The 24,756-nt window shown below is 41.3% G+C and carries 20 protein-coding genes; 15 read left to right on the forward strand and 5 right to left on the reverse strand.

The genetic code is table 11. The features are described 5' to 3' along the window. Positions 1-6 precede the first annotated feature (6 nt). The 6 genes from L0951_RS05805 (at position 7) to L0951_RS05830 (ending at position 6,128) form a co-directional block, all read left to right on the forward strand. Positions 7-324 (forward strand): GNAT family N-acetyltransferase, encoded by a 318-nt coding sequence (locus L0951_RS05805; protein ID WP_234110227.1) that lies wholly within the window; start codon positions 7-9, stop codon positions 322-324. A 58-nt stretch (positions 325-382) separates the two neighbouring features. Next, the gene (locus tag L0951_RS05810; RefSeq protein ID WP_234110230.1) at positions 383-1,282 is read left to right on the forward strand and encodes a pirin family protein; all 900 of its coding nucleotides are present in this window, start codon (positions 383-385) and stop codon (positions 1,280-1,282) included. A gap of 416 nt (positions 1,283-1,698) precedes the next feature. Beyond that, positions 1,699-2,358, forward strand: a complete 660-nt coding sequence (locus tag L0951_RS05815; protein WP_234110232.1) for an MgtC/SapB family protein — start codon at positions 1,699-1,701, stop codon at positions 2,356-2,358. 172 nt (positions 2,359-2,530) lie between these two features. Continuing rightward, complete coding sequence (locus L0951_RS05820; RefSeq protein WP_234110233.1) at positions 2,531-3,967, forward strand: sodium:solute symporter; 1,437 nt, start codon at positions 2,531-2,533, stop codon at positions 3,965-3,967. A 262-nt stretch (positions 3,968-4,229) separates the two neighbouring features. Continuing rightward, positions 4,230-5,081, forward strand: coding sequence for a transketolase (locus L0951_RS05825; protein WP_234110236.1), 852 nt, complete (start codon positions 4,230-4,232; stop codon positions 5,079-5,081). Positions 5,082-5,180: 99 nt separating this feature from the next. Beyond that, on the forward strand, positions 5,181-6,128 hold the full coding sequence (locus tag L0951_RS05830) for a transketolase family protein (protein ID WP_234110240.1): 948 nt from the start codon (positions 5,181-5,183) through the stop codon (positions 6,126-6,128). 185 nt (positions 6,129-6,313) lie between these two features. Here the strand turns inward: L0951_RS05830 and ric are convergent, their stop codons facing one another. Further along, positions 6,314-7,033: an iron-sulfur cluster repair di-iron protein gene (gene ric, locus L0951_RS05835; protein ID WP_234110242.1), complete on the reverse strand. Its 720-nt coding sequence runs from the start codon at positions 7,031-7,033 to the stop codon at positions 6,314-6,316. Between the two features lie 144 nt (positions 7,034-7,177). Here ric and L0951_RS05840 point away from each other — a divergent pair, with 144 nt between their 5' ends. After that, positions 7,178-7,639: a DUF1801 domain-containing protein gene (locus L0951_RS05840; RefSeq protein WP_234110245.1), complete on the forward strand. Its 462-nt coding sequence runs from the start codon at positions 7,178-7,180 to the stop codon at positions 7,637-7,639. A 21-nt stretch (positions 7,640-7,660) separates the two neighbouring features. Here L0951_RS05840 and L0951_RS05845 read toward each other — a convergent pair whose 3' ends face one another. Genes L0951_RS05845 through metG form a run of 3 tightly spaced genes read right to left on the reverse strand, consistent with a single transcriptional unit; the run spans position 7,661 to position 10,778 of the window. Further along, positions 7,661-8,209 (reverse strand): L-threonylcarbamoyladenylate synthase, encoded by a 549-nt coding sequence (locus L0951_RS05845; protein ID WP_234110248.1) that lies wholly within the window; start codon positions 8,207-8,209, stop codon positions 7,661-7,663. A 7-nt stretch (positions 8,210-8,216) separates the two neighbouring features. Then, a complete protein-coding gene (locus tag L0951_RS05850) occupies positions 8,217-8,711 on the reverse strand; it encodes a DinB family protein (protein ID WP_234110249.1) in 495 nt (164 codons plus the stop codon). A gap of 33 nt (positions 8,712-8,744) precedes the next feature. Beyond that, positions 8,745-10,778: a methionine--tRNA ligase gene (gene metG / locus L0951_RS05855; RefSeq protein ID WP_234110251.1), complete on the reverse strand. Its 2,034-nt coding sequence runs from the start codon at positions 10,776-10,778 to the stop codon at positions 8,745-8,747. A 364-nt stretch (positions 10,779-11,142) separates the two neighbouring features. Here metG and L0951_RS05860 point away from each other — a divergent pair, with 364 nt between their 5' ends. From L0951_RS05860 to L0951_RS05895, 8 genes are all read left to right on the forward strand, one after another. Beyond that, positions 11,143-13,881: a SusC/RagA family TonB-linked outer membrane protein gene (locus tag L0951_RS05860; RefSeq protein ID WP_234110253.1), complete on the forward strand. Its 2,739-nt coding sequence runs from the start codon at positions 11,143-11,145 to the stop codon at positions 13,879-13,881. A 10-nt stretch (positions 13,882-13,891) separates the two neighbouring features. Beyond that, positions 13,892-15,553, forward strand: a complete 1,662-nt coding sequence (locus tag L0951_RS05865) for a RagB/SusD family nutrient uptake outer membrane protein (RefSeq protein WP_234110256.1) — start codon at positions 13,892-13,894, stop codon at positions 15,551-15,553. A gap of 26 nt (positions 15,554-15,579) precedes the next feature. Further along, positions 15,580-16,692: a SusE domain-containing protein gene (locus tag L0951_RS05870; protein WP_234110258.1), complete on the forward strand. Its 1,113-nt coding sequence runs from the start codon at positions 15,580-15,582 to the stop codon at positions 16,690-16,692. 18 nt (positions 16,693-16,710) lie between these two features. Then, the gene (locus tag L0951_RS05875) at positions 16,711-18,141 is read left to right on the forward strand and encodes a SusE domain-containing protein (protein WP_234110260.1); all 1,431 of its coding nucleotides are present in this window, start codon (positions 16,711-16,713) and stop codon (positions 18,139-18,141) included. Positions 18,142-18,219: 78 nt separating this feature from the next. Next, positions 18,220-20,376 carry a glycoside hydrolase family 97 protein gene (locus L0951_RS05880; protein WP_234110262.1) on the forward strand — a complete coding sequence of 719 codons (2,157 nt, stop codon included), beginning with the start codon at positions 18,220-18,222 and terminating at the stop codon, positions 20,374-20,376. Positions 20,377-20,378: 2 nt separating this feature from the next. Then, positions 20,379-22,223 carry a glycoside hydrolase family 13 protein gene (locus tag L0951_RS05885; RefSeq protein ID WP_234110265.1) on the forward strand — a complete coding sequence of 615 codons (1,845 nt, stop codon included), beginning with the start codon at positions 20,379-20,381 and terminating at the stop codon, positions 22,221-22,223. A 41-nt stretch (positions 22,224-22,264) separates the two neighbouring features. Beyond that, positions 22,265-22,828: a nuclear transport factor 2 family protein gene (locus L0951_RS05890; protein WP_234110267.1), complete on the forward strand. Its 564-nt coding sequence runs from the start codon at positions 22,265-22,267 to the stop codon at positions 22,826-22,828. A 30-nt stretch (positions 22,829-22,858) separates the two neighbouring features. Then, positions 22,859-24,253 carry an MFS transporter gene (locus tag L0951_RS05895; protein ID WP_234110268.1) on the forward strand — a complete coding sequence of 465 codons (1,395 nt, stop codon included), beginning with the start codon at positions 22,859-22,861 and terminating at the stop codon, positions 24,251-24,253. 61 nt (positions 24,254-24,314) lie between these two features. On the opposite strand, the gene L0951_RS05900 is transcribed toward L0951_RS05895, so the two are convergent. Beyond that, the gene (locus tag L0951_RS05900; protein ID WP_234110270.1) at positions 24,315-24,746 is read right to left on the reverse strand and encodes an RrF2 family transcriptional regulator; all 432 of its coding nucleotides are present in this window, start codon (positions 24,744-24,746) and stop codon (positions 24,315-24,317) included. Positions 24,747-24,756 lie beyond the last annotated feature (10 nt).

Below are 24,756 nucleotides of genomic sequence, written 5' to 3' on the forward strand. Positions count from 1 at the left end.
AAATCGATGAAACCAGAATTTGAAAACATTCCATTAGTCAATAACGAGGAGAAAAAACGCTTCGAACTGGAATATAAAGGCGAGATTGCGTTTATCAATTACGGAGATTTCGGAAACCAGGTAGCGCTGGTGCATACAGAAGCTCCGAAGGAACTGCAGGGAACCGGCGCAGCACAGGCACTGGTAGAAAAAACATTGGCATATATTGATCATGAAGGCAAGAAAGTACTTCCTTATTGCCCTTATGTTTTTGCTTTCATCAAGAGACATCCGGAGTGGAAACATCTTGTGGATGAGCTTTTCGTAGGTTTTGACCAATTGTAAACCGCAACATCTAAACTGGTCTGCAAACAGGCAAGCCACTAATTTCAAAAATAATTTTATGTCTAATATAGAATTGATCATCGAAGAAAAAGCCGCCGATATAGGGAATTTTCTGGTGGGGCGGCTTTTGCCGTTCCGCGAGAAAAGAGCGGTGGGACCATTTGTCTTTATCGATCACATGGGTCCCACAAAACTTGCGGATTACCAGAATCTGGATGTTCCGCCGCATCCGCACATCGGGCTTTCCACTTTGACCTATCTTTTTGAAGGTTCCATTTTTCACCGCGATTCCTTGGGAAGTGCCGTGGAAATCCGGCCGGGAGCAGTGAACTGGATGACTGCCGGAAAAGGCGTAGTTCATTCGGAAAGAACGCCGGAATACCTGCGGGAAACAGACAAGTCGCTTCACGGATTCCAGATTTGGGTGGGGCTGCCCAAAAATCTGGAGCAGATGAACCCGGAATTCCATCACACCGAAGCATCAGAAATTCCACAATGGGAAGAAAACGGAATTCATTTTAAACTGATTGCCGGAGAAGCGTTTGGAAAAAAATCACCGGTTCCGGTGTACAGCAAATTGTTCTTTATCGAAATCAAAAACAGCGCAAAAACAAAACTCAGCATCGGCAAGGAACTGTTTGGTGAAGTGGCCATGTATGTACTGGAAGGCACGGTGAACCTGGAGGGAAATGAGTTCGGTTCCCAGCAGCTGCTCATTGCAAAAAATGCGACTTTATGTGAATTCGAGATGAATGAAAATGCCACGGTGTATCTTTTCGGAGGTGAGCCTTTTCCCGAAGAACGGTATATCTTCTGGAACTTCGTGAGTTCAAACCGGGACACCATCGAACAGGCAAAACTTGACTGGCACGACCAAAACCTGGATGCTTTCCCAAAAGTGGTGGGTGATGAGGAGGAATATGTGGATTTGCCGAGAGCGATCCTGAAACACAGATGAGGAAAAACAGCCGAAAAACCTTAATCTTTAAGCCTTAAACCCAAAATTTTAGCCTTGGAACCGAAAATTTTAGCCTTTGGACCAAAAATTTTAGCCTTTGAACCAAAAATTTTAGCCTTTGAACCCAAAGTTTGAGGCTTTGAACCCAAAAGTTGAGGCTTTGAACCCAAAATTTGAGGCTGTGAACCCCAAATTTGAGGCTTGGAACCCCAAACTTGAGGCTCGGAACCCAAAATTTGAGGCTTGGAACCCCAAACTTGAGGTCTTGAACCGCAAATTTGGACCTTTAAGCCTCAAACGCTAAACCTTAACCTGCCATACATGGAGAAATCTGTTTGGCAACAGCTGAGAGAAACCCGGATTCAGCAGCTGTTTGGGCATAGTCTTAAAAACCAACATTCAAAAAATCAAAGATCATGAACTATCTACAGGATTTGTTTTCATTATTCCGGTACCGAGATTTATTATTGATACTGGTAGCCATTGCAGTGGGAATGTCCATAGGAATGGAGCGCGAATACCACAACAAAACCGCCGGATTGCGCACCATCATGCTGGTGTGTGTGGGATCCTGCATTTTCACCATGCTTTCTACCAGAATCGGCACAGAAAGTCCGGATCGGATTGCCGCCAATGTCATCACAGGAATCGGTTTTTTGGGAGCCGGTGTGATTTTTAAAGACGAAAATAAAATCAATGGTTTGACGACTGCCTGCACGATTTGGGTGACAGCGGCACTGGGAATGGCAATTGGCTCTACCCATATTTTTCTGGCAGTCTTCGGAGCAGCGGTGGTGCTTTTGGTTTTGTGGGGCCTGCTCTATGTGGAAAGATGGATTGACCGGATCAATAAGACCATTGAATATAAAATCACCACCAATTTCGAGGAAGGGAAAATGGATGGTTTCAAAAGTCTCTTTAGAGAAAACGATCTGAAATCTTCCATAGTTTTTCAGTCCAAAACCCCTGAAAGGATCACCACATACTGGAAATTATCGGGCAAAAAAAAGGATCATAAAAGACTGAAAGATTTACTTTTTTCCCATGCAGATATTCTGCAGATTGATATAGTTTAACTCATCCTGAGCTAAAAAATACTGAATGATAATAGCTGCATCGTTTTTTGTGAGGGATTTTGTCTTGTGAAATCAGTCTGTTTGAATCTTTTTGACCGCTGAAACGGTCTTTTTTTATGTCTGAATTACCGGTGAAACAACTATATTTGTCGGTATTTTAAAATTTCAAACTATGAATCCGATTCTGTTGTTGTTCATCATCATCGCCTATTTTGCACTTTTACTTTGGGTTGCGTACCGCACCGGAAAAGGAAGTAACAACGACAGCTTTTTCATCGGAAACCGGAAATCCAACTGGATGCTGGTTGCGTTTGGGATGATCGGGACCTCGCTTTCGGGCGTGACTTTCGTTTCGGTTCCCGGTGCAGTGGGTCAGGATGCTTTTCACTACCTGCAGATTACCATTGGATATTTAATCGGTTACATCATCATCGCCTATGTTCTATTGCCGCTTTATTACCGGCTGCAACTCACCTCTATTTACGGGTATCTTCAACACCGAATGGGTCAGCTTTCCTACAAATCCGGCGCGTGGATTTTCATTGTTTCGAGATTAGTGGGAGCAACAGCGAGGCTTTATCTGGTGGTGAATATCCTACAAATCGCGATTCTGGACAGTTTGGGAGTTCCGTTTATTGTGACCACACTGGTCATCCTATTAATGATTATTCTTTACACCTACGAAGGCGGCGTGAAAACGATTGTCTGGACCGATACTTTGCAGACGAGCTGCATGCTTCTGGGACTGATCATCTGTTCCGGATATATGCTGAATCACCTGAATCTGGGATTTTTTGAGAGTTTGCAGCAAATGAACAAACTCGGCTACACCGAAGTTTTCAACACGGATCACAATTCCAAAGCATTTTTCTTCAAACAGATTTTGGCGGGCGCCTTCATCACCATTACGATGACGGGAATAGACCAGGAAATGATGCAGAAATCGCTTTCCGTAACCAAATTGAAAGACTCCCAAAAAAATATGGTGACCCTCGGATTTATCTTAGTGGGTGTCATTTCGCTCTTCCTTTTTATGGGCGGATTGCTGCATCTGTACGGACAAACCGAACATGTGACCAGTTCCGGCGACCAGCTTTTTCCGGATATTGCACTGAACCACATGCCGCCGTTTATTTCCATCATTTTCATCATCGCACTGATTTCGGCACTTTTCCCTTCTGCAGACGGCGCGATGACGGCTTTAACCTCCTCACTGTGCATTGATATTTTTGGTTTAAAGGAAAAAAACACCGATAATCAATCCAAAGAAAAATTCAGAAAAAGAGTCCATTTGATTGTTGCCGCAGCATTTTTAGCGATGGTGATTCTGTTTAAAATCATCAACGACAATTCCATGATCGGTCTGATTCTGAAATTGGCGGGATTCACTTATGGCCCGCTTCTCGGCTTGTTCGCATTCGGAATCTTCACCAAATACCAGGTAAAAGACAAACTCGTTCCGTATGTCTGCATCGCCGCACCGCTGATTTCCTTCTTCCTGGACAAATACCAGGAAAACTTCTTCGGTGAATTCAAGATTGGTTTAGAATTATTGATTATCAATGGGTTGTTGACGTTTTTTGGGTTGTGGTTGATCAGGAGGAAATAAATAATCTGATGAACAGAATTCCTGGGAAAACCCAACCTGATTATATCCGGGAAAAGTCAGTAAAATATCAGGAGAATTCAGATTTCGACCGGGGCTCAAGGTAATTTAGTGATGCACCCAATCGCAAAATATGTATTTACGAAATCCAATTATAGATCAATCTCCATTAAATTTTGATTACTAATCCTGCCAAAACCGCAGGATTTTTCATTTCCCAAACCCACTGATTTTTTGTAAATTCGCCATCAAATAAATCTAAACAATGAGCAAATCTATTGAAGAGCTGAAAACTCTTGCAACACAGATTAGAAGAGACATCCTGAGAATGGTGAATGCCGTGAATTCCGGCCATCCCGGCGGAAGTTTGGGCTGCACCGAATTCTTCATGGCACTCTATGGAAAGGTAATGAACTACAAACTTCCGTTCACCATGGAGGGCAGAAACGAAGACCTGTTCTTCCTTTCAAACGGGCATATTTCACCCGTGTTCTACTCCACTTTGGCGAGGTTCGGATTTTTCCCGGTGGATGAATTGCGCACCTTCAGAAAACTGGATTCCAGATTACAGGGACACCCCACCACGCACGAAGGACTTCCCGGAGTTCGCGTGGCTTCAGGTTCGCTTGGACAGGGACTTTCTGTAGCAATCGGTGCCGCTTTAGGTAAAAAACTGGATGGAGACAAAAGTCTGGTGTACACCCTTCATGGCGATGGCGAATTGCAGGAAGGCCAGATCTGGGAAGCACTGATGTTTGCCGCCGCAAAAAAAGTGGATAATATCATTTCAACCATCGATGCGAATAACAGACAAATAGACGGCGATGTAGAAGATGTTTTGAGCTTAGGAAATCTGCACGCAAAACTGGAAGCATTCGGCTGGACCGTTCTGAACGAGAAAAACGGAAACGATTTGGAAGCCGTGATCGGAATTTTGGAAAAAGCAAAAACCGAAACCGGAAAAGGAAAACCCGTAGCCATCATCCTGAATACCGAAATGGGATTTGGAGTGGATTACATGATGGGAACCCACGCATGGCACGGAAAAGCACCGAATGACGAGCAACTGGAAACAGCTTTTAAACAGCTTTATTTGGAAGCACCGGCGGATTATTAAGCCCCTAAATCCCCAAAAGGGACTTCAAAAAAACATCAACAAAAAATCTAAGGTTACGGTGATCACCGAAAGCAGATTGCCGGAAACCGAAAGCAAAAAATGAAATATACCTATACTGAAAAGAAAGACACCAGAAGCGGTTTCGGAGCGGGACTTGCAGAACTGGCAGATAAAAATCCGAATGTGGTCGCCCTCTGTGCAGACCTGATTGGTTCGCTAAAAATGGAAAAATTCATCGAGAAAGCACCGGAAAGATTTTTCCAGGTGGGAATCGCTGAAGCCAACATGATGGGAATTGCAGCAGGATTGACCATCAACGGGAAAATCCCCTTCACCGGCACTTTCGCCAACTTCTCTACTTCCAGGGTTTATGACCAGATCAGACAATCCATCGCCTATTCAGGAAAAAATGTGAAAATTTGTGCCTCCCATGCCGGATTGACTTTGGGTGAAGACGGCGCAACGCACCAAACTTTAGAAGACATCGGAATGATGAAAATGCTTCCGGGAATGGTGGTGATCAATCCTTGTGATTACAACCAGACCAAAGCGGCAACACTGGCCATTGCAGATTATGAAGGTCCGGTTTATTTAAGGTTTGGAAGACCCACAGTTCCTGTCTTCATGCCGGAAGATATGCCTTTTGAAATCGGAAAAGGAATCTTACTTCAGGAGGGAAAAGACGTGACGATCGTAGCAACCGGACATTTGGTTTGGGAATCGTTGGTGGCAGCTGATGAACTGGAAAAAGAGGGAATCTCCTGCGAAGTCATCAACATTCACACCATCAAACCTTTAGATGAAGAAATCATCTTGAAATCTGTAGAGAAAACCGGAAGAATTGTGACTGCTGAAGAACACAATTTTCTGGGCGGATTAGGTGAATCAGTTGCCGGAATGCTTTCACGAAGAAGACCGACCATCCAGGAATTTGTAGCAGTGAATGATACTTTCGGGGAATCGGCAACACCCGCAGAACTGATGAAGAAATACCAAATTGATGCTGCGGCGGTGAAAGAGGCCGTGAAGAGAATTTTGGTGAGATAATCTTCTCAAATAAACGTAAACATATCAAAACACGCTATTTGGGCGTGTTTTTGTTTGCATGATGACCTCGGTATTATGATAAAGATTTTGTAGCATCTTCGTCTTTTCAAAAAGAGGACTACTCCAAAAAAACAAAATCCGCCTCAAAAGATTCTGAAACGGACTTTGAAAAAAAACAGTGAAATTTAGCTCAATGATTTCTCCAAAAGAATTGCTTTTGGAAAAAGGATATTATTTTCTAGGTGGATGTGTTTGTGGAGATCACGCTCAAACTCTTCCAGCATTTTGTAAGTGACCTGGTAAGTTCCACATGCATCATCCGGAAACTGATAGCCATTGCTTAGTTCCGATATTTTTTCAAACCGCTCTCCTTCCACTGCATGTTCGTGCTTCATGGATTCTACAGGGTTTTCAACCGTGCCGAACCGAGGCGATTGCAAAGTTTCATTACTTCTTTCTGCCGCAACCATTTTTTTGATGAATGGGAAAAGGATCAACTCTTCTTTTTTCATGTGTGCCGCCAATTCCTGAGCACTTTCCAGGAAAAGCTTATGGATTTCAAAAAGTTCCGGATGTCTTGCACCATGTACTTTGCAAAGTTTTTCGAGATAAGGAACCAATAGCAGGGATTTTTCTTCCACATATCGGTGATGTGTTTTTTCGATATAATCAGCCAATAAATCCAGCGGCCAAGAATTAAAATCGATGTCGGATGATGAATTTCTGTTTTGGATTTCCTCCAGATCTTTGTAAATACTTTCTACATCTACATTCTTCTTTTCGCAAGCTTCCTCGATGGTTCTTCCCCCTTTGCAGCAGAAATCGATATTGTATTTTTTAAAGACTTCTGCGGTTCTGAAATCCTCTGCCACGTAATCACCAATTGTTTTTTCTTGGGTCAGCATATTTTCTTGTTTAAAATTATACCGCAAATTTAAAACTATTTTTTAAATAGGACAAATTTATCTTAATTAAATTAAAGAAAATATTCATAGGTCTAAATTGATGCAAAATTCATAGTTTTGTTTTAAAGTAAAATAAAAAAAACGATGCAGATTCCCGCAGAAACAGTAGAAGAATACCTGGAAAAAGTCCCCGAGGAAAGAAAAGACGCCTTCAAAAAATTATTTGAAACCATTTCTGAAAACCTGCCAAAAGGGTTTGAAACCCAAATCAGCTACGGAATGATTGGCTGGTGCGTTCCGCTGAAGAGTTTTCCTGCAGGATATCACTGTTCGCCGGGAACGCCGCTTCCATTCCTAAATCTGGCTTCTCAGAAAAATTTCATCGCGCTGTATCACATGGGAATTTACTCCAATCCAGAATTACTGGAATGGTTTGTTACAGAATATCCGAAATTTTCCAAACGAAAACTGGATATGGGAAAATCTTGTATCCGATTCAAAAAACCAGATGAAATCCCGTTTGAGCTGATTGCGGAACTGTGTAAGAAAATGACGCCCAATCACTGGATCGAAATCTATGAAAGCATGCTGAATAGAGACAAATAATGGAAATATCTCTATTTAAAATTACTCGCGGATTACCTTAATCCTTCCGTCATTCCAAACTCTGATAATCGACGAACCGGAAAATTCTGAAACCTTTTCCAGATTTTCTTCTACGACAAAATCAACAGCATCAACAATTTCTTTGGAAATATCTGAAAATTTCATCGGCGATTTCTCCCCGCTGAAATTAGCTGAAGTGGAAACCAAAGGCTTGTTGAGTTTTGAAATGAGCTTCTTTAAAAAATCATTTTTTGTCAGCCGAATTCCGATGCTGCCATCTTCAGCAAGCAGTTCCTTGGGCAGACTGCGCGGATTATCATAGATCAAAGTCACCGGTTTTTCTGACAAATCCATGATTTCCCACGCCATTTCAGGCACATCTACCAAATCCTGCAGCCTTTTTTCGGATTCTACCAAAATGATGAAGGATTTTGATTTTTCCCTTTTTTTGATTTCGAAAATTTTCTTGATGGCTTCCACATTTGTTGCATCACAGCCGATTCCCCAAATGGTATCGGTTGGATAGAGAATGGTTCCGCCAGTTTCTAAAATTTGGATAAGGTTTTCCATGTTCGTCTTAAAAATATCTTTCCCTAATCACGTTCAAATGGTGCAGGTGGTGTCCCACAATTAACTTGCCAATGGTTTCTACCGAGATTTCATTTCCGTTTGCAATTCCTTTTTGGGATAATTGTTCTGGATTTAAATTTTCGAAAAAAAGGATAGTGGATTTTCGAACCGCGTCAAACTCATCAATCAAACTTTGAAGATTTCTTTCATTTGAGCAATAATTTTTCGCATATTCTTCTTCGTCCCAACCTGGGAGTTCAGTGCGGTCCTTTCTTGCAAAAGTCAAAGCGCGATAGGCAAAAATCCTTTCTGCATCAATCAGGTGTTGAAGCAGCTCTTTCAAAGTCCACTTTCCTTCTGCATAGGCGAAATTTGACTTTTCTTCAGATATTCCCTGAAATAATTCCAAGGTTTTTTCACCAGAAATTCTCATGGCTTCCAACCAATTTTCAGAAGGAATGATTTCAAGGTAGGTTTGGATGTATTTTTGAAACGCTGTCATAGGTTCGGTATTGCTGCAAAACAAATATTTGATTTATCCGATTTCAATTCCGTTTTCCACTTTTTCATCTGGAGTTACGAATGCGAGTTTTCCGTCAGGTTTTGTAGTCAGGAGCAACATTCCCTGGGATTCGATTCCGCGGATTTTCCTTGGCGCCAAATTGAGCAGAATCATCACCTGTTTTCCGAGCAGTTCTTCAGGAGTAAAACTCTCAGCAATGCCGGAAACCACAGTTCTCACGTCAATTCCGGTATCGACTTTCAATTTCAAAAGTTTATCTGCTTTCTCTACTTTTTCAGCTTCTAAAATAGTGGCAGTTCTCAGGTCAATTTTAGTAAAATCATCAAATTGGATTTCGTCTTTCATGGGTGCAGCATTTGGATTGGTTTTGGCGTTTGACTGCTTGGTGTTCTCTAATTTTTGAATCTGGAAATCGATGGTTTCATCTTCAATTTTGGAGAAAAGCAATTCTGCCGGATTAATTTTATGTCCTGTTCTGATGAGGATTTTTTGGGTTTCAATTTCTTGCCAGTGCAATTGGTCCACCTTAAACATTTTCAGCAGTTTCGCAGAAGAAAAAGGCATGAAAGGTTCTGAAATCTGAGCTAACCCAACTGCGATTTGGGCTGCAATGAATAAAGAATTTGCGGCTTTTTCCGGATTTTCCTTGATGGTTTTCCAAGGCTCTTCGGACTGAAGAAACTGGTTTCCGAATCTTGCTAAATTCATTAATGATGATAAGGCATTTCTAAATTCAAAATGCTCCAGAAATGTTTCAATTTCCCTGGCATATTTTGAAATCTCATTCAGTTCTTCGGCGTTTTCGTTCCCGGCAGGAACTACTCCATCGTAATATTTATGGATCAGGACGGCAACCCTGTTGATGAAATTTCCAAAAATTCCAACCAATTCAGAATTGTTCTTGGTCTGAAAATCTTTCCAAGTGAAATTATTGTCCTTGGTTTCGGGAGCCGATGAAAGCAGTGCGTAGCGAAGTACATCCTGTTGTCCGGGGAATTCTTCCACGTATTCATGCGCCCAGACCGCCCAGTTTCTGGAGGTGGATATTTTGTCGTTTTCCAGATTAAGGAACTCAAATGCAGGAACATTTTTCGGTAATATATAGTCTCCATGCGCTTTCATCATCGCCGGGAAAATAATACAATGGAACACGATATTGTCTTTTCCGATAAAATGAACCAAATCAGAATTTTCATTTTGCCAATAATCTTTCCAGTTTTTTCCATTTTTCTCAGCCCATTGCTGCGTAAAGGAAATATATCCAATCGGTGCATCAAACCAAACGTACAGCACTTTCCCTTCTGCTCCTGGAAGCGGGACGGGAATGCCCCAATTGAGGTCTCGCGTCATTGCTCTTGGTTTCAGACCGTCGTTTAGCCAGGATTTTACCTGCCCGTAAACATTCGGTTTCCAATCCTCTTTGTGGCCTTCGATAATCCATTCATTGAGGAAATCTTCATAATCGTTCAAAGGAAGATACCAGTTTTTAGTTTCCTTTAGAATCGGCACATTTCCGCTCAACATGGAGTGCGGATTGATCAATTCAGAAGGTGAAAGTGTGGCACCACATTTCTCGCACTGATCGCCGTAAGCATTTTCGTAACCGCAATTTGGGCAGGTTCCCACGATGTATCGGTCGGCAAGGAATTCTCCAGCCTGTTCGTCAAAATATTGCTCGGAAACTTCTTCAGCGAATTTTCCTTTTTGATAAAGATTGGTGAAAAAATCCTGGCTTACTTCATAGTGTTTTTTGGAAGTGGTTCTGGAATACTCATCAAAAGAAATGCCCAAATCATGGAATGATTTTTTGATGATTTCGTGGTATTTATCCACTATATCTTGCGGGGTTACCCCTTCTTTTTTTGCACGTATGGTAATGGGAATTCCGTGTTCATCAGAACCGCAGATGAATGCAACATCCTTTCCCAATCTCCTCTGAAATCTAGCATACACGTCCGCCGGAATATAAACTCCCGCCAAATGCCCAATATGAACCGGTCCGTTTGCGTATGGCAAAGCGGCGGTAATCATTTTTCTTTCTGCCATTTTTTGCTCTTAATTTTTGCAAAGATAGGTTTTATGGATTTGAATTAAAAATTAACTAATGATTAAAGAAATGTTAATTGTTCAAATTGAGAAAATAATGAAATTTCATTCTACAGATTGCTTTTCGCTAAACATTTGTTTAACTTTTTGTTAAAATAATATTGCCTCTTTTTGAGAAATTGAAATATTAAGTTACTGCTAATTAGCTTATTATAACTTTCAAGTGCATCAAGATAGAATAAAATATCTAAATAATTAACATTTTTCTGAAAAATTTAATAATGATTGAAAAATTGATTAAATTGCAGAACTACTTGCATAGAAGTAGTTATGTATTGAATATTAATCCTTAAATTTTATTTTTGTGAGAAACTATACTACAGTTTTGAAAATTGCTCCCGCTTTTTTATTGGCTGGAACAATGTTGCTAAATGCACAGCAGACTGACTCAATTAGAAAGGAAACCAAAATTGAAGAGGTTGTACTGATTGGTTATGGTAAACAGAAGAAATCCGACCTTACCGGTTCCATTACTTCTATCTCTGCCAAAGATTTCAATGGCGGTGCTACTTCGCCTGCACAATTGATCCAGGGAAAAACGCCGGGTGTGTCCATTACTGGCAATAGCGGCGCTCCAGGTTCCGGTTCATCTATCAGAATCCGTGGTATCGGTACTTTGAGTGCATCTCAGTCACCATTAATCGTGATTGATGGGGTTCCGCAGGATTTCAACGGGATTTCAGGAGCGGCAGATCCGCTTTCGCTGATCAACCCGAATGATATTGAAACCTTCGATATTTTAAAAGACGCTTCTGCAACCGCCATTTACGGTAACAGAGCTTCAAACGGGGTTATTTTGGTGACTACTAAGAGAGGTTCAGCCGGGAATTTCAAAGTAAACTTTTCCTCATTGGCTTCGGTTTCCACAAAAATGAAGAACACTCCGGTTTTGTCTGCCAACGAATTCCGATCTTTTATCAATGCAAATGCATCAGATGCCTACAAAGCGAAATTAGGATATGCTGATACCAATTGGCAGGACCTTATTTATCAGGCGGCATGGGGAACAGACAACAATATTGCGTTCTCAGGAGGAATTAAAGGATTTCCATATCGATTGTCTTTGGGCTACAATGAGCAAAACGGGATCGTAAAAACCAACTCTTTCCGAAGGACTTCTGTAGGTTTAAACTTGAACCCAAAATTATGGGACAATCATTTGTCAGTAACAGTTAACGCGAAAGGAACATTTACTGACAACCAATTTGCTGCCGGTGGTGTTATTGGCAGCGCCACTTACTTTGACCCTACACAACCGGTTTACTCGGGAAATTCAAATTACGGAGGATATTACGAATGGCTGCTTAATGGAAATCTGAACGTTAACGCAAATGCAAACCCTTTGGCCCAGCTGGCTGCAACCAGAGATGTATCATCCGTGCTTAGAGGATTGGGAAATATCCAGCTTGACTATAAATTCCATTTTCTACCGGAATTACATTTCAATGTGAATGCCGGATATGATTATGCTAAAGGATACGGCGCAAAAACCGAAAGCGGTTTATACAAAACGGCATTTGCAGACAAAGGCAGATACAGAAGCTACAAGCAGGAAAAGAAAAACAAGCTTTTGGAAACATATTTAAGCTACACCAAAACCCTCGAAGCCATCAATACCAATGTGGATGTGGTCGGCGGATATGCTTATCAGAATTTCTACAGGTTTGAACCATTCGAACCTACTTACAAAGGAACCGGCAAAATTGATCCGGAAACCGGCAACAATCTGGACGTACGAAATGTTTTGATTTCATTTTACGGAAGAGGAATTTTCACCATTTCAAACAGATATATAATTTCGGCATCGGTAAGGAGAGACGGTTCTTCAAGATTCTGGAATGGTGTGGACACTTCGCATCTTTGGGGAACTTTCCCTGCAGTTTCCCTCGCTTGGAAAATCAATGAAGAGAGCTTTCTGAAAGGAAAAGGAATCAATACCCTGAAACTTAGGGCAGGTTGGGGAAAAACCGGTAACCAGGAATTAACAGGAGTCGGTGATTACCCTGCTTTTTCATCTTATAACTTAAGTAATGGTGGTGCTCAGTATTACATGGGAGACCAGTTTTACCAAATGTACCGTCCAGATATTTTCAACCCGAACTTAACTTGGGAAACCACTACCACCCAAAACCTTGGTTTGGATTTTGGTTTTGCACAAAACAGAATTTTTGGCAGCATCGACTTGTTCCAGAAAAAGGCAGAGAAATTATTGGTAGATTCGCCAATCTTTGCGGGAGATGTTTCCAACCACAATGTTTTGAACGCGGGAACTATGGATTCCAAAGGAATTGAAGGATCCATTACGGTGGTTCCGGTAAAAACAGAAAACACGACATGGGAATTATCATTTAATGCAACTCATTACAATTCTAAAGTCACCAATTTGGTGGATCGTGCAGATACCAGTTTCTTTATACCTCAAGGTGCAATTTCCGGAGGTGTAGGAAATACAATTCAGGCGCATGTAGTTGGAAATCAACCTTATTCTTTCTATGTTTACCAACAGGTTTATGGACCAGATGGAAAACCATTGGATGGCGTTTTTGTTGACCGGAACGGAGACGGTAAAATTACAGAGGCTGATAAGTATTTTTATAAGTCAACCCAACCCGATGCCATTTTAGGTTTCAACACCAAATTCACCTATAAAAACTGGGATGCAGGATTAAGCGCAAGAGCCGTGATCGGAAATTATGTGTACAACAATGCGGCATCTAACAGTTCGCTACAATCCGGTTCTACCAATGAGTATCTACAAAATGTCTATAATACTGCTGTCAATAATAATTTCTCAATACCTCGATATTTCTCAGACATCTTTGTAGAAAATGCTTCATTTTTCAGATTAGACAATCTGAATCTGGGATACAACTTCAGAGATATTTTCGCACCAGGTTCCAGTTTGAGAGTTTACGGTATGGCACAAAACATTTTCGTAGTGACAAAATATACAGGGGTTGACCCAGAAGTATTTGGCAACATTGACAACGGTTACTACCAAATGCCGAGAGTGTATTCATTAGGACTTAACTTTAATTTTTAATTGAGAAGAAATGAAATCATATAAAACAAAATTTAAATCAATTTTTGCAGCAGCAACTGTTGCATTGCTATTCTCGGCGACTTCTTGTATGAAGGATCTGGAGCAGACCCCAACGGTGAATGTGACTTCGGAAACGATTTATTCCAATTTTGCAAACTACCCACTTGCTCTAGCCAAATTATATGGTGGTTTTGCCCATGGCGGACAAGAAGGTGGTGGCGGAAACCCGGATATCACTGGTATCGATGGTAACTTCTCCCAATATACCAGGCAGCTTTTCACCCTGCAAGTGTTGCCAACAGACGAGGCGGTAATTGCCTGGAATGACGGCACTTTGCAAACCATCCATAAAATGAGCTGGGATTCCTCGAATGAGTTCATTGGCGCTTTTTACTACAGAATCTATACTGAAATTGCATTTTGCAACGATTTCATAAGAAATACAACCGATGCGAAATTGGCTCAAAACAATATTACCGGTGATAATCTGGTACAGGCAAAATATATGAGAACAGAAGCAAGATTCTTGAGAGCTCTTTCCTACTATTATGCTTTGGATATGTTTGGAAACGTGCCTTTTGCCACTGAAGACAATATGCCCATCGGGTCCACTCAGGCTCCGCCAAGAATTACAAGAGCAGATTTATATAAATATGTTGAATCTGAACTTTTGGCATGTGCGACTGACTTGAAAGATCCAAAAACTGCTGGATACGGAAGGGCTGATAAAGCTGCAGCGTGGTCAGTATTGGCTAGACTTTATCTTAATGCAGGAGTCTATACCGGCACCACGCAATATGCAAAAGTAATCGAGTACTGTAACAAAGTAATCAATGCGGGTTATGCATTGCAAAACAAAGTGATTCAGGTTCCAGACCCAAACAATCCTGGAGAAACCATCAGTAAAGATATCAGCTACCAAAGTTTATTCCTTGCAGATAATGACAAAAACAACACTGAAGTTATTTTCCCAATAGTTTTTGATGGCATTAAAGCTCAGACTTATGGCGGTACAACGTACTTGGTGCATGCTGCTGTAGGGGGAACTATGCCTGCAGCAGAATTTGGGATTAACGGCGGTTGGTCTGGTTTAAGAACAACCAAAGCTTACGTAGGACTATTCGGAGGTGCAGGTACCAATGATGTGCGTGGAAATTTCTACACAGATAAGCAAACCTTAGAAATCGACGATTTAGGCAACTTCTCCAATGGGTATGCTTTTATTAAATACAAAAACATGACCAGCAACGGTGTAGAAGGTTCAGACGGACCAACACAGGGTTCCGGAAACTATGTGGACACAGATATTCCATTATTCCGTTTGGCAGATATCTATTTAATGTATGCTGAAGCCAACCTAAGAGGCGGTGGCGGTGATGCCGGAACAGCACTTGGTTATGTAAACGCATTAAGAGCCAGAGCCAAAGCAAATCCAATCACCTCAATGAGCCTGAATTTCATCCTGGATGAAAGAGGAAGAGAACTGGGCTGGGAAATGACAAGAAGAACAGACCTGATCCGTTTTGGCAAATTCACCACTGCTTCTTATTTGTGGCCTTGGAAAGGTGGAGTGAAAGGTGGACAAGCTGTGGAAGACTTCAGAAATCTATATCCCATCCCGGCAAAAGATCTTGTGGCTAATCCGAACCTGGTACAAAATCCTGGTTATTAATTTCACTTATTAAGAAAAATACTACAATGAAAAACAATCATATTTTAAAAGCAATTTTTGCTTTTCTGGTTTTCCTTGGTCTCGCCTCATGTGACAACCGAGAGTTGATTCAGGTGGACAATACAGCAGCGCCGATCACTATGAACCTTTCGGCAGAACATCTTTTCCTGGATCAGAACTACCCAGACAATCCTGCGCTCAATATTACCTGGTCGCAAGCTGGTTACTCTGTTCCTGTAGAAATGAACTACCGAATTGAAGCTTCTGCGACTCAGGATTTTGCAATTCCATATACACTGGGTACAGTAGCACAATCCGTCAGGACCGCCACTTACACGGTTTCACAAATGAACACTGCGGCACAAACAATTGGTCTGACTCAGGATGTGGAAGGTAAAATGTATTTAAGAGTCACTTCCTATTTGGGTTCAGATGCTTTACCTTCTGTTTCTAATGTGACTTCTGTGATGATTACACCTTACGCATTGACTTATCCATCGTTTTACCTTGTTGGTGCTGCATCTGCAGTAGGATGGAATTCAGGAAGCGCACAGCTGCTTTACAAAAAAGACAGCAAATCAATGATCTATACTTACATGACGCCTGAAAATTTCAGATTCTTGGGTCAACAGGCTTGGTCACCACTAAACTACAGTATTGACGTTCCTGCAACTGACGAACCGAACAGGTATTTCAAACAGACCACCCCAAACATCGTTTTCGGTGATCATGAAAACATGAAATTTACGGATACTGAAGGAATTTATCTTTTGGAAATCGATGCAGACGGAACCAAGAAATCTTTATCCGCTACAAAATCTACTTTAGGTTATAATTATGATAATCTTTATATGGTAGGTTCAATCAACGGATGGGATGCGGGAAATCCTTTGACCATGACCAAAACTGGTGAAGGTGTCTTCGAAATAACCACCAATTTGGGTGCAGATGCAGAATTCAAGTTTATCGGCCAAAAAGCTTGGGCGGCTCTTGAATGGGGAAATATCCTTAAAGACAATCCAGGAAATTCCGGATATCTAGCTCCTAAAGACGCGAATTCAAATATCGTGTTCCAAGGAAACGGAGGATCATACAAAGTTACAGTAAACCTTAAAATGGGAACATTTACAATCCAATAACTAAAGCAGCTATAAAAAATGAAAAATATATTTAAAGTTTTAATGGTATTGATCCTACCATTGCTTTTACTGAACGCTTGCAGAGATGATGCAGATAAAAACTGGACTTCGCCGGAAAAAACAATTCATCTTTACAATACTACACTGAGTAGCAACACGCTCTATCCAACCATGGATAACAACACGTTCAGATTAGTATGGGACGATGCCAATGGCACCACCGGAACCTACACGGTGCAGTTTTCCAAAACAACCGACTTCAAAACACCGATCAGTTTTGGTACTTCACAGACCAATTCCCTGACGAAGTCCATCAGCAGCTTAAACACTGCGCTTTTGCAGGCAGGTTATTCACCTTATGCCCAAACCATGTTGTTTATCCGCGTGGTTAATGGAAACAATATCTCCAACACAGTTTCAGTTGGAGTTACTCCTTATCCTGTTTCTGTACCGGTGATCACTAATCCGCTTGCAGGTCAGTCTGTGGTATTGGACGGAACCAATCCAACAGCGAATGCCATTACGGTAACTTGGGCCGACTACGATTATGGAACAACCGTAAATTATACCATAGAAATCGCACCTAAAGGAAGTAGTAATTTCATAGTTGCTGGGACTGCAACTGAGAAGCTATTGCCTATGACTAATTTTGAACTGAACGAGGCCGTACAAAAAATCAGCTTGCCAAACGGCGTATCCTCAGAAGTTGACATTCGCGTAACTGCCAAAACTGAAAGTCCGGGCGGAGTGCTGACCAAAACTTCAGACTTGGTGACTTTCAAAGTAACGCCTTATCAACCGGCTTACAAAGATTTTTATCTTGTAGGAGGCGGAACAGCAGTAGGTTGGAATGCTGCTGGAGCTCAGCTGTTGCATAATGCTGCAAACATTTCAGAAATTTACACTTACTTGAGCAATAATGGCGATTTCAGATTCCTTGGTCAGCAAGACTGGAACCCAATCAACTACAGCCTGAACGCACCTGGAATGAATGACAGCTACAAATACTTCAACACCTGGTCCTCAAATCTGCAACCAAATGCACCAGAAAACATGACTTTCACAGGGGACTCCGGAGTTTACAAAATGGTAATCGATCAAAATACCAAAAGCATCAGCATCACTCCTTCATCTATTCCCACTCTTCCAACCAACTTATATTTGGTAGGATCAATTAATGGCTGGGATGCCGGTAGCGCATTGCCGATGACACAAGTAGGTGACGGAATCTATGAATACACCATCGCAATTCCAGACGGAGCTGAGTTCAAATTTATCGGTCAGCAGTCTTGGGGTGATTTGGAATGGGCAAATATCCATACCGGAGGAAATTCAGGATTCCTCGGTCCAAAAGGGGACAACAACAATATCCAGTACAATGGAGGAGGCTCAACCTATAAAATCACAGCCAATATTAAAATGGGCACCTACAAAGTAGTTCCACAATAACGAAAACTGATGATTAGACCAGAAACTGTTGCTTTTCAGCAGCAGTTTTTTTATATTTAATGCTCGAAATCTACGATAATGAAAAATCTAAAAATAGCGTCACTTTTCCTATTGATAGGAAGTTTCGCAATCAATGCGCAATCACTGAAATCTCCGGACGGAAAATTTGAAATGAACTTCCAACTCAAGTCCGGCGTCCCATTTTATAACCTGAAATACGACGGAAAAACCATTGTGGAAGATTCCAAACTGGGATTGAAACTTCTGCGTGACGGCGACATCCAATTTGCATCAGAAATTGAAAGAAAAGATCAGCAGGGAAAGGACCTCAATAGCGGTTTTGAAAAAACTGCAGAAAAGTTCGACTCCAAAAATGAGAGCTGGAATCCGGTGCTGGGAGAGAAAAAATCCTATATTAACCACTACAACGAATTGGCGGTCACTCTGAACCAGCCAGCAAACGATAGACACATCCTGCTGAAATTCAGACTTTTTGACGACGGACTCGCCTTCAGGTACGAATTTCCGGAACAGAAAAATCTCAACTACTTCATCATCAAAGAAGAAGATTCCGAAATCGACTTACCAAATGATATGAAAATCTTTTGGATACCGGGCGATTACGATTCACAGGAATATCTTTACACCGAAAGTAAAATCTCTGAAATCCCGGCGAAATGGCCGACTTCCTACGACGGAAATGCCTCCCAAACCTTAATTAAAAATGGAATCCAAATTCCTACCATCTTAAAAACAGAAGGGAAAACCCCATTTTACATGACGATTTCCGAAGCTGCTGTCATCAACTATCCAACAGCAAATATGGACGTAGATGCCATCAATTTCAAATTCAAAACCCACCTGACTCCAGACGGACAAGGAGCGAAAGGCTATATTCAAACTCCCGCCGTTTCGCCTTGGAGAACGATTATCGCCTCGCCAAAAGCAGAAGAAGTTTTGGATTCCAAAATGATTTTTAACCTCAACGAGCCGACTCACTACACAGACACTTCCTACATTAAACCCACAAAATACATGGGTGTTTGGTGGGAAATGATCATCGGAAAATCGCAGTGGGCCTACTCCACCGCAAACAATGTCCATATTGGAAAAACCGATTTCACCAAACTGACCCCAAACGGAAAACATGCTGCTAATAACACCAAAGTAAAAGAATACATCGATTTTGCCTCAGCAAATGGTTTCGATGCTTTACTGATCGAAGGCTGGAACATCGGTTGGGAAGACTGGTTTGGTCATTCAAAGGAATTTGTTTTCGATTTCATCACTCCTTATCCTGATTTCGACATTAAAATGTTGAATGATTATGCCCATTCAAAAGGAATCAAACTGATGATGCACCATGAAACTTCGGGTTCTGCAACCAATTACGAAAGGTGGGCCGACCAAGCATTTAAATTAATGAATCAATATGGTTATCCTTCTGTGAAAACAGGTTATGTAGGCAATATTATTCCACGTGGCGAACACCATTATTCTCAATGGACCATCAACCATTATTACAGGATTGCAGAAAAAGCCAATGAATACAAAATCATGGTCAACTCCCACGAAAGTGTGAGACCCACTGGACAAAGCCGAACCTATCCGAACTGGATCGCGGCAGAAGCAGCCCGTGGAACAGAATTCGAAGCGTTTGGCGGAAATAATCCAGACCATCAAACCATTCTTCCTTTTACCAGATTTATAGGTGGACCGATGGATTACACCCCTGGGATTTTCCAAACTAAACTGGATTATTACTTTCCGGGAGACACCAGATTCGTGAAAACCACTTTGGCGAAGCAGCTTGCACTCTATGTGGTGATGTATTCCCCGCTTCAAATGGCGGCTGATCTGCCTGAAAATTATGCAAAACACATGGATGCATTCCAGTTCATCAAAGATGTGGCAGCGGATTGGGACGATACCAAAATCTTGTCGGCTGAACCAGGAGACTATATCCACACCGCAAGAAAAGCAAAAGGAAAAGACGAGTGGTTTGTGGGCGGAATTACTGATGAAAATGCAAGAAACTTCACCGTGGATTTCTCGTTCCTTCCAAAAGGTAAAAAATATGAGGCAACGGTTTATGCAGATGGCGATAATGCAGACTATATCAGCAATCCGCAATCCTATAAGATTTATAAAAAAACCGTGACCACCAATTCCAAAATGCTCATGAAACTAGCTAGAAGCGGCGGTTATGCGATTTCAGTAAAACCTATCAAATAACTATGAAAAAGTCAATCCTGTTCATTTTTTTATCCATCCTCACTTCCGCACAGATCCAACGTGTGGAACCCACTTTTTGGTGGAAAGACATGAAGAATCCGGAACTCCAAATCCTGGTGTATGGAAAAAATATTGCCAATCAGAGTATCGAACTCTCAAACGGAGTCCAGATTAAGGATGTAAAGAAAGTTGAAAATCCAAACTACGTCTTCATCACCATCAACACCGATGAAGTCAACGTTCCGAAATTCAAAATCAATTTGAAGGACGGAAAAAGACTGGTGAATTCTTACGATTACGAACTCAGACAGAGAAATCCAAATTCCGCAAACCGAGAATCCTACACTTCAAAAGATGTGATGTACCTGATCATGCCCGATCGGTTTGCCAACGGAAATCCAGCAAATGATTCCAGCAAAAACCTTATCGAAAAATCAGACCGAAACAATCCGAACGGAAGACACGGCGGAGATCTGCGCGGAATCATCAACAATCTGGATTATATCCAAAATCTGGGCGCAACCGCAGTTTGGCTTACCCCCGTTTGTGAGGATAATGAACCGAGGACAACCTATCACGGCTATGCCCAAACTGATTTGTATAAAATCGATGAACGGTACGGAACCAATGAAGAGTACCGCGAACTTTCCCAAAAGCTCAATCAGCGCAACATGAAACTGGTGATGGATTACGTGACCAATCATTGGGGAGTTTCGCACTGGATGATTCAGGATTTGCCTGAAAAATCGTGGATTCATTGGTTTGATGACGGTGAAAAAGGGTTTAAGAGATCAAACTACAAAACCACTTCGCAAATGGATCCCAATGTTTCCGAAATCGATAGAAAATTGGCTTTGGATGGCTGGTTTGATACTTCCATGCCCGACATGAACCAAAGTAATCCATTGGTTTTAAAATACTTGACACAAAACTCTATTTGGTGGATTGAATATGCCGAATTGGGCGGTTTCAGAGTGGATACCTATCCTTACAACGACAAAGAAGCCATGGCAAAATGGGCAAAATCCATCACCGATGAATACCCCAATTTCAATATCGTGGGCGAAACCTGGATGTATTCCCCGGCAGATATTTCATTTTGGCAAAAAAATTCCAAAGTGGGCGAAATCTTAAACTACAACTCCAATCTACCATCCGTCATGGATTTCACACTTTTTTCTGAAATGCCAAAAGCCTTTTCCGAGGAAGCCGGTTGGGACAAAGGATTGATCAAGCTCTACAATGTTTTCACGCAGGACTATCTGTACCCAGATTTGAAAAACATGCTCGTTTTTTTTGAAAATCATGACACAGAAAGATGGAATGAAATCTTCAATTCCGACCCCAAAACCTATCAATTGGCACTTACCTTAATTTCTACCGTGCGTGGAATTCCACAGATTTACTATGGCTCCGAAATTGGGATGCGCGGAAGCAAACCCAAAGGAGGCGATGCAGATATCCGCAGAGATTTTCCGGGAGGCTGGAAAGGTGATGCCCAAAATGCTTTTCTTTCCAGAACTGATGAACAGAAATCCTATTACGATTTTACCGCAAAACTTCTGAACTGGCGCAAAGGAAAAGACGTAATCCATAATGGAAAAACAATGCATTTCATTCCTGAAAATAATGTGTATGTTTATTTCAGGTATGATCATTCAGAAAAAGTAATGGTAGTGCTCAACAGCAGTGAAAAAGAACAGACGCTTGATTTAAGCCGTTTTTCGGAAATGTTACAGGGAATTTCAACAGGAAAAGAAGTGATTACCGGCAAAGAGTTTTCAGTGAGTCCGCAAAATAAATTAAGGGTCGAAGCTAAATCTTCACTAATTTTAGAATTGGAATAAATTGATGCGCAGCAGCTTTATTGATGTGGAAACTCAGGTTGATGAAAAAAACCCACACTACCTGGAAGTTCCGTCTTAAAATCAGAAGCATGAGAAAAAGGTTATTATTTATATGTACAATAATTCTTGTCAACTTTTTTGTGAACGCCCAACAAAAAGGCTTTGATGAAAATGTTCAGAAGAAAAATGTGAGCAGAGTTCTGGATGATCTGAACTCTTTTGCGGCGAATGCAGATTTTAAGAACTATTTCAATCTTTTTGCTGAAGAATCAACCTTTATCGGAACAGATGCGACTGAAATTTGGAACAAAAAAAAATTCATGGATTACGCGAAACCTCATTTCGACGGTGGAAAAGCCTGGACCTTTAAATCGATAAGAAGAAACATCACCTTTAGCAAAGACGGAAAATATGCCTGGTTCGATGAAATACTAGATACCCAGATGAAAATCTGCCGCGGATCCGGCGTTTTGGAAAAAATCGGAAACCAATGGAAAATCCGCCAATATGTCCTTTCCATGGCCATTCCTAATGAAGTCTCAAACGAAGTCATCAATATCAAATCGGCAATTGAAGAGGCCTATCTTGAAAAATTAAAACCTTAAAAAAACGACCTTTAAAAAAATAAAATTTCTATGTCAAGAAAAGTGAAACCAGATCTTTCCCTAGCGCAAATCATCAACATGAGCATGGGATTCATGGGAATCCAGATGGCATTCGGATTACAGAATGGAAATGCGAGCAGGATTCTGCAAAATTTTGGAGCAGATGTTCATCATCTTTCGTGGTTCTGGCTCGTCGCACCCTTTACCGGATTGATTGTTCAACCCATTATCGGACATTTAGGCGATCATACCTGGTCTGAAAAATGGGGAAGAAGAAAACCTTATTTTTTAATTGGGGCGCTATTAACTGCAATCGGACTTGCTTTCCTGCCAAATTCTGCCTCGGTAAGTATTTTTCTTGCCGGTGGTGTTCTGGTTTTCGCAGTGCTTTTCCTTGCCATGATGGACGCTTCGATTAATGTGGCGATGGAACCATTCCGTGCGTTAGTAGGCGATATGTTACCGAAACATCAGGGGACCATTGGCTTTTCTGTTCAAACCATTTTGATCGGAATCGGCGCCGTCATCGGTTCCAATATGCCCGCTTGGCTTACAAAACTAGGAGTTTCTAATGTGGCGGCAGAAGGTTTTGTTCCTGATTCTGTGATCTACTCGTTCTATGTTGGAGCAGGCGTGTTGCTGCTGACGATTCTTTACACAATATTTACGACCAAGGAATATTCTCCGAAAGATTTCGCAGATTTTTCTGAGGAAGAACCCAAGGATGTAGAACCACGATTTTCAGACATTTTTCGTGATTTTGCGAAGATTCCGCCACTAATGAAAAGCTTAGGTGTAGTACAATTTTTCTCTTGGTTTGCTTTATTTACGATGTGGGTTTACACCACCAGTTCAATCGCAACACATCATTTCGGATTGTCACCAGATGATGCCAAATCTGAACAATTCAACAATGCTGGAAATTTAGTTGGTGAACTTTTTGGATATTATAACTTATTTTCGATCGGATTTGCGTTTGCCTTGATTCCTCTGGCAAAAAAAATCGGAAAGAAACAAACTCATGCTTTAGCGCTTTTCGCGGGTGGTTTAGGCTTGATTTCGCTTTACTTCATCAAAGATGCTTCACTGCTTTGGATCCCAATGATCGGCGTTGGTTTTGCATGGGCAAGTATTTTGGCAATGCCTTATGCAATGCTGATCAACGCAATTCCTTTAAAGAAAATGGGAGTTTATATGGGAATTTTCAATTTCTTCATTGTTCTTCCCCAAATTGTAAATGGCATTTTCGGTGGGCCAATCGTTCACAGCATTTTCGGAAACTATGCAATTGGTTATGTTGTTGTAGGCGGTATTGCTATGATTATTGCCGGTCTGATCTCCCTCACTTTGAAAGGAGTTGGTAAAGATAATGATTTTGAAGGTGCACTTGCATTGAAACAACACGTTATTCGTGAAGACAATTAATTTCCAAAAAATCCTTTCAAAATAATTTGAAAGGATTTTTTTTGGTGCAGTTTTTCCCAGATTATTTCAGCCATGCCAAACCCAGCTCCATTTTTTCGGCAAGATCATAAAATGAATATTTCTGGGTCATCATCAGCAGGTTTTCCCGAACTATTTTAAAATCGTCATGGACCGGGCATGGATTTTTTGGTGAACATTTGTGCAACCCCAATCCACACTCGGTGAAAATTCCATCGCCATCAATTATCCGTACCACTTCAAATATTTTGGTTTTCTTCTGCATCGTTTCGTCAAAAATAAACCCGCCCTGTTTTCCCCGAACCGATTTTAGAATATTTTCCCGACAAAGCTGTTGCAATATTTTCGCAGTGAAAGCTACCGGTGCGTTCACCGCATCAGAAACCGCTTTCACGTTCACGCGCTGGTTTCTGTTGCTTTTCTGGGCAATGTAGATTGCCGACTTTATGGCATACTCGCAAGCTTTTGAAAACATAAACTTAATT

It is taken from the genome of Chryseobacterium sp. R2A-55, from assembly GCF_021401085.1.
In the GTDB taxonomy this organism is placed as follows: domain Bacteria; phylum Bacteroidota; class Bacteroidia; order Flavobacteriales; family Weeksellaceae; genus Kaistella.

Excerpts from the sequence above, each read along its gene's own strand:
- L0951_RS05850 (WP_234110249.1), bottom strand. The coding sequence starts at position 8,711 with ATGACAGCGTTTCAAAAATACATCCAAACCTACCTTGAAATCATTCCT.
- L0951_RS05895 (WP_234110268.1), top strand. The coding sequence starts at position 22,859 with ATGTCAAGAAAAGTGAAACCAGATCTTTCCCTAGCGCAAATCATCAAC.
- metG (WP_234110251.1), bottom strand. The coding sequence starts at position 10,778 with ATGGCAGAAAGAAAAATGATTACCGCCGCTTTGCCATACGCAAACGGA.
- L0951_RS05845 (WP_234110248.1), bottom strand. The coding sequence starts at position 8,209 with ATGGAAAACCTTATCCAAATTTTAGAAACTGGCGGAACCATTCTCTAT.
- L0951_RS05805 (WP_234110227.1), top strand. The coding sequence starts at position 7 with ATGAAACCAGAATTTGAAAACATTCCATTAGTCAATAACGAGGAGAAA.
- L0951_RS05900 (WP_234110270.1), bottom strand. The coding sequence starts at position 24,746 with ATGTTTTCAAAAGCTTGCGAGTATGCCATAAAGTCGGCAATCTACATT.
- L0951_RS05870 (WP_234110258.1), top strand. The coding sequence starts at position 15,580 with ATGAAAAACAATCATATTTTAAAAGCAATTTTTGCTTTTCTGGTTTTC.
- L0951_RS05810 (WP_234110230.1), top strand. The coding sequence starts at position 383 with ATGTCTAATATAGAATTGATCATCGAAGAAAAAGCCGCCGATATAGGG.
- L0951_RS05885 (WP_234110265.1), top strand. The coding sequence starts at position 20,379 with ATGAAAAAGTCAATCCTGTTCATTTTTTTATCCATCCTCACTTCCGCA.
- L0951_RS05840 (WP_234110245.1), top strand. The coding sequence starts at position 7,178 with ATGCAGATTCCCGCAGAAACAGTAGAAGAATACCTGGAAAAAGTCCCC.
- L0951_RS05880 (WP_234110262.1), top strand. The coding sequence starts at position 18,220 with ATGAAAAATCTAAAAATAGCGTCACTTTTCCTATTGATAGGAAGTTTC.
- L0951_RS05825 (WP_234110236.1), top strand. The coding sequence starts at position 4,230 with ATGAGCAAATCTATTGAAGAGCTGAAAACTCTTGCAACACAGATTAGA.
- L0951_RS05865 (WP_234110256.1), top strand. The coding sequence starts at position 13,892 with ATGAAATCATATAAAACAAAATTTAAATCAATTTTTGCAGCAGCAACT.
- ric (WP_234110242.1), bottom strand. The coding sequence starts at position 7,033 with ATGCTGACCCAAGAAAAAACAATTGGTGATTACGTGGCAGAGGATTTC.
- L0951_RS05820 (WP_234110233.1), top strand. The coding sequence starts at position 2,531 with ATGAATCCGATTCTGTTGTTGTTCATCATCATCGCCTATTTTGCACTT.
- L0951_RS05875 (WP_234110260.1), top strand. The coding sequence starts at position 16,711 with ATGAAAAATATATTTAAAGTTTTAATGGTATTGATCCTACCATTGCTT.
- L0951_RS05815 (WP_234110232.1), top strand. The coding sequence starts at position 1,699 with ATGAACTATCTACAGGATTTGTTTTCATTATTCCGGTACCGAGATTTA.
- L0951_RS05890 (WP_234110267.1), top strand. The coding sequence starts at position 22,265 with ATGAAAAAAACCCACACTACCTGGAAGTTCCGTCTTAAAATCAGAAGC.
- L0951_RS05830 (WP_234110240.1), top strand. The coding sequence starts at position 5,181 with ATGAAATATACCTATACTGAAAAGAAAGACACCAGAAGCGGTTTCGGA.